The organism is Microbacterium sp. ZXX196 (assembly GCF_009709595.1).
GTDB lineage: Bacteria > Actinomycetota > Actinomycetes > Actinomycetales > Microbacteriaceae > Microbacterium > Microbacterium excoecariae.
Map to the genome: position 1 here is coordinate 1 of NZ_WMEE01000272.1, position 262 is coordinate 262.

At 66.4% G+C, this 262-nt stretch carries 1 protein-coding gene; it reads right to left on the reverse strand.

Annotation, left to right across the window (positions count from 1 at the left end; translation table 11 throughout):
- Positions 1-180, reverse strand: a 180-nt coding sequence (locus GJQ66_RS13025) for a hypothetical protein (protein WP_230379632.1), incomplete at its 3' end; no start/stop codon positions are given.
- Between the last annotated feature and the right edge of the window lie 82 nt (positions 181-262).

Below are 262 nucleotides of genomic sequence, written 5' to 3' on the forward strand. Positions count from 1 at the left end.
GGTCGGTCGCTCGTCACGCTTCGCCTCCGGCAGGATCACCAGGGAAGCGGCACGGGAGACCTCGAGGCCGGACAGCCGGCCGGAGCCGGACAGACCGGTGCCCTGCAGCGAGGCGCCAAGGGTGCAGGCGGCGACGACCGAACGATCGGTCATTTTCTGGCTCGTCATGAAGCTGATCACTGGTCTCGCCTCCTCTCGGCGTCTCGGGGGACCGGAGAATCCGGTCCGAGCTTGTTCAGTACAACACGAATCCAGCGGATCC